Here is a 5,492-nt window from a genome sequence, read left to right on the forward strand (position 1 = left end):
GAAACCCCCTGCCTATGATTTATTAGGCAGGGGGTATGAATAAGGGTTTGGCGGTGACCTACTTTCACACGGGAGACCGTACTATCATCGGCGCTGGTTCGTTTCACTGTCCTGTTCGGGATGGGAAGGAGTGGGACCAAACCGCTATGGCCGCCAAACAAAGAGGGCAAATCGGATAGCCTGTGCTTTGGGCACTAACAATCACAAAGAAGTTACCGATGATGGGTAATCAGTAATTCGAACGATGATTTTAGTATCATTATTTCAGTAAGCTTTCTGTTTGTCGTATCACAGCGTTTATGCTGCAAAGTACTTCAAATGATAGAGTCAAGCCTCACGAGCAATTAGTATGGGTTAGCTGCACGCGTTACCGCGCTTCCACACCCCACCTATCAACGTCCTGGTCTCGAACGACTCTTTAGTGCGGTTAAACCGCAAGGGAAGTCTCATCTTCAGGCGAGTTTCGCGCTTAGATGCTTTCAGCGCTTATCTCTTCCGAACTTAGCTACCCGGCGATGCGACTGGCGTCACAACCGGTACACCAGAGGTTCGTCCACTCCGGTCCTCTCGTACTAGGAGCAGCCCCCGTCAAACTTCCAACGCCCACTGCAGATAGGGACCAAACTGTCTCACGACGTTTTAAACCCAGCTCACGTACCACTTTAAATGGCGAACAGCCATACCCTTGGGACCGACTACAGCCCCAGGATGTGATGAGCCGACATCGAGGTGCCAAACTCCGCCGTCGATATGGACTCTTGGGCGGAATCAGCCTGTTATCCCCGGAGTACCTTTTATCCGTTGAGCGATGGCCCTTCCATTCAGAACCACCGGATCACTATGTCCTGCTTTCGCACCTGCTCGACTTGTCGGTCTCGCAGTTAAGCTACCTTTTGCCATTGCACTATCAGTCCGATTTCCGACCGGACCTAGGTAACCTTCGAACTCCTCCGTTACTCTTTGGGAGGAGACCGCCCCAGTCAAACTGCCTACCATGCACGGTCCCCGACCCGGATTACGGGTCTGGGTTAGAACCTCAAAGCCACCAGGGTGGTATTTCAAGGACGGCTCCACAGAAACTGGCGTCTCTGCTTCTAAGCCTCCCACCTATCCTACACAAGTGACTTCAAAGTCCAATGCAAAGCTACAGTAAAGGTTCACGGGGTCTTTCCGTCTAGCAGCGGGTAGATTGCATCTTCACAACCACTTCAACTTCGCTGAGTCTCGGGAGGAGACAGTGTGGCCATCGTTACGCCATTCGTGCGGGTCGGAACTTACCCGACAAGGAATTTCGCTACCTTAGGACCGTTATAGTTACGGCCGCCGTTTACTGGGGCTTCGATCCGATGCTCTCACATCTTCAATTAACCTTCCAGCACCGGGCAGGCGTCACACCCTATACGTCCACTTTCGTGTTTGCAGAGTGCTGTGTTTTTAATAAACAGTCGCAGCCACCGATTCTCTGCGACCCTCCTATGCTTACGGAGCAAGTCCTTAACATTAGAGGGCATACCTTCTCCCGAAGTTACGGTATCAATTTGCCGAGTTCCTTCTCCCGAGTTCTCTCAAGCGCCTTAGAATTCTCATCCTGCCCACCTGTGTCGGTTTGCGGTACGGTTCTGATTCAACTGAAGCTTAGTGGCTTTTCCTGGAAGCGTGGTATCGGTTACTTCGTGTCCGTAGACACTCGTCGTCACTTCTCGGTGTTATGAAGACCCGGATTTGCCTAAGTCTTCCACCTACCGGCTTAAACAAACTATTCCAACAGTTTGCTAACCTAACCTTCTCCGTCCCCACATCGCATTGAATCAAAGTACGGGAATATTAACCCGTTTCCCATCGACTACGCATCTCTGCCTCGCCTTAGGGGCCGACTCACCCTACGCCGATGAACGTTGCGTAGGAAACCTTGGGCTTTCGGCGAGCGGGCTTTTCACCCGCTTTATCGCTACTCATGTCAACATTCGCACTTCTGATACCTCCAGCATCCCTTACGAGACACCTTCGCAGGCCTACAGAACGCTCCCCTACCATGCACTAAAAGTACATCCGCAGCTTCGGTTACAGATTTGAGCCCCGTTACATCTTCCGCGCAGGAAGACTCGACCAGTGAGCTATTACGCTTTCTTTAAATGATGGCTGCTTCTAAGCCAACATCCTGGCTGTCTGTGCCTTCCCACTTCGTTTACCACTTAATCTGTCATTTGGGACCTTAGCTGGCGGTCTGGGTTGTTTCCCTCTTGACAACGGACGTTAGCACCCGCTGTCTGTCTCCCGAGGAACCACTTGATGGTATTCTTAGTTTGCCATGGGTTGGTAAGTCGCAATGACCCCCTAGCCATAACAGTGCTTTACCCCCATCAGTGTCTAGCTCGAGGCACTACCTAAATAGTTTTCGGGGAGAACCAGCTATCTCCGAGTTTGTTTAGCCTTTCACCCCTATCCACAGCTCATCCCCGCATTTTGCAACATGCGTGGGTTCGGTCCTCCAGTACCTGTTACGGCACCTTCAACCTGGCCATGGATAGATCACTCGGTTTCGGGTCTACACCCAGCAACTATATCGCCCTATTAAGACTCGGTTTCCCTGCGCCTCCCCTATCCGGTTAAGCTCGCTACTGAATGTAAGTCGTTGACCCATTATACAAAAGGTACGCAGTCACGGAATAAATCCGCTCCCACTGTTTGTATGCATCAGGTTTCAGGTTCTATTTCACTCCCCTCCCGGGGTTCTTTTCGCCTTTCCCTCACGGTACTGGTTCACTATCGGTCGATGATGAGTATTTAGCCTTGGAGGATGGTCCCCCCATCTTCAGACAGGATTTCTCGTGTCCCGCCCTACTTGTCGTATACCTAGTACCACCGCCGGAATTTCGAATACGGGGCTATCACCCACTATGGCAGAAGTTTCCAATTCTTTCTTCTATCCCGACGGCTATCGTATACAGGCTCCTCCGCGTTCGCTCGCCACTACTTGCGGAATCTCGGTTGATTTCTTTTCCTCCGGGTACTTAGATGGTTCAGTTCTCCGGGTTCGCTTCGCTTATCCTATGTATTCAGATAAGGATACCGCACTGAGTGCGGTGGGTTTCCCCATTCGGACATCACCGGATCAAAGCTTTATTGCCAGCTCCCCGATGCTTTTCGCAGGCTTACACGTCCTTCGTCGCCTATCATCGCCAAGGCATCCACCTGATGCACTTATTCACTTGACTCTATCATTTGAAGTACCTTTTTGACTTCGGAGTTTTACCGTTGACTAGCTATGCTCCTTAAGGCCTTTACTTTGATAAAGCTTACTGCTTGTTGTGTCTTAACCCTGCCTTTTGTGTTTCAGGGTTAAGTCGATACAATCATCACCCAAATTACTGGGCTTTATTTCAGGCTGCCTGGGCAGCTGCAATAAAACCTCATTGTCTTTGTTTGTTGATTTCGGCTATCCAATTTGTTAAAGATCGATGCGTGGTTTTCGCAAATTAAAGCAGTCTGATTCTGCAAACTGCTTTAATTTGGGAAATCTTGGTGGAGGCAAACGGGATCGAACCGATGACCCCCTGCTTGCAAAGCAGGTGCTCTACCAACTGAGCTATGCCCCCTTTACCTTGAACCGGCCTGCCGGCTTTGGTTACTGGTGGGTCTGGGAGGACTTGAACCTCCGACCCCACGCTTATCAAGCGTGTGCTCTAACCAGCTGAGCTACAAACCCAGGTCTCTTCGCATCTCTAAACCGACGATTACCGATAAGTGTGAGTACCTTTGGCCTTCTCTCTAGAAAGGAGGTGATCCAGCCGCAGGTTCCCCTACGGCTACCTTGTTACGACTTCACCCCAGTCATGAAGCATACCGTGGTAAGCGGCCTCCTTGCGGTTAGCCTACCTACTTCTGGTATCCCCCACTTCCATGGTGTGACGGGCGGTGTGTACAAGACCCGGGAACGTATTCACCGCAGTATGCTGACCTGCGATTACTAGCGATTCCGACTTCATGCACTCGAGTTGCAGAGTGCAATCCGGACTACGATCGGTTTTCTGGGATTGGCTCCACCTCGCGGCTTGGCTACCCTCTGTACCGACCATTGTATGACGTGTGAAGCCCTGGTCATAAGGGCCATGAGGACTTGACGTCATCCCCACCTTCCTCCGGTTTGTCACCGGCAGTCTCATTAGAGTGCCCAACTGAATGATGGCAACTAATGACAAGGGTTGCGCTCGTTGCGGGACTTAACCCAACATCTCACGACACGAGCTGACGACAGCCATGCAGCACCTGTGTTACGGTTCCCGAAGGCACTCTCCCGTCTCTGGAAGATTCCGTACATGTCAAGACCAGGTAAGGTTCTTCGCGTTGCATCGAATTAATCCACATCATCCACCGCTTGTGCGGGTCCCCGTCAATTCCTTTGAGTTTTAATCTTGCGACCGTACTCCCCAGGCGGTCAATTTCACGCGTTAGCTACGCTACTAAGCAATCAAGTTGCCCAACAGCTAATTGACATCGTTTAGGGCGTGGACTACCAGGGTATCTAATCCTGTTTGCTACCCACGCTTTCGAGCATGAACGTCAGTGTTATCCCAGGGGGCTGCCTTCGCCATCGGTATTCCTCCACATCTCTACGCATTTCACTGCTACACGTGGAATTCTACCCCCCTCTGACACACTCTAGCCTGCCAGTTCAGAACGCAGTTCCCAGGTTGAGCCCGGGGATTTCACATCCTGCTTAACAAACCGTCTGCGCTCGCTTTACGCCCAGTAATTCCGATTAACGCTCGCACCCTACGTATTACCGCGGCTGCTGGCACGTAGTTAGCCGGTGCTTATTCTTCAGGTACCGTCATCAGAGTCGGGTATTAACCAACTCCTTTTCTTCCCTGACAAAAGTCCTTTACAACCCGAAGGCCTTCTTCAGACACGCGGCATGGCTGGATCAGGCTTGCGCCCATTGTCCAAAATTCCCCACTGCTGCCTCCCGTAGGAGTCTGGGCCGTGTCTCAGTCCCAGTGTGGCGGATCGTCCTCTCAGACCCGCTACTGATCGTCGCCTTGGTAGGCCTTTACCCCACCAACTAGCTAATCAGACATCGGCCGCTCGAATAACGCGAGGTCCTAAGATCCCCCGCTTTCCCCCTCAGGGCGTATGCGGTATTAGCTGTCCTTTCGGACAGTTATCCCCCATTACTCGGTACGTTCCGATGCATTACTCACCCGTTCGCCACTCGCCGGCAGAGTGCAAGCACTCCCCGCTGCCGTCCGACTTGCATGTGTAAAGCATGCCGCCAGCGTTCAATCTGAGCCAGGATCAAACTCTTATGTTCAATCTCTAACTTAATACATCTTCTGGTCTGCTTCAAAGAAAAAGACAGATAAATGCAAATCCTAAAATCTACATATCTTGTCTTATCCGTCGCAGTGTGAGACCAAAGGCACTCACACTTATCGGTAATCTGTCTGTTAAAGAACGTCGCCACAGAAGCAGCGAAAGACCGCAATCATACC

Annotated in this window: 2 tRNA genes and 3 rRNA genes; all 5 read right to left on the reverse strand. The window is 51.3% G+C overall.

Annotation, left to right across the window (positions count from 1 at the left end):
* Window positions 1-45 precede the first annotated feature (45 nt).
* A 5S ribosomal RNA gene (rrf, locus tag MB824_RS10925) occupies window positions 46-158 on the reverse strand.
* Between the two features lie 165 nt (window positions 159-323).
* A 23S ribosomal RNA gene (locus MB824_RS10930) occupies window positions 324-3,215 on the reverse strand.
* A 305-nt stretch (window positions 3,216-3,520) separates the two neighbouring features.
* A tRNA-Ala gene (locus MB824_RS10935) sits at window positions 3,521-3,596 on the reverse strand.
* Between the two features lie 33 nt (window positions 3,597-3,629).
* Window positions 3,630-3,706: transfer RNA gene (locus MB824_RS10940), tRNA-Ile, on the reverse strand.
* Window positions 3,707-3,772: 66 nt separating this feature from the next.
* Window positions 3,773-5,311: ribosomal RNA gene (locus MB824_RS10945) — 16S ribosomal RNA — on the reverse strand.
* Together the 16S, 23S and 5S rRNA genes with 2 tRNA genes alongside form the textbook arrangement of a ribosomal RNA operon.
* Between the last annotated feature and the right edge of the window lie 181 nt (window positions 5,312-5,492).

It is taken from the genome of Kingella pumchi (assembly GCF_022288825.1).
Lineage (GTDB): Bacteria > Pseudomonadota > Gammaproteobacteria > Burkholderiales > Neisseriaceae > Kingella_D > Kingella_D pumchi.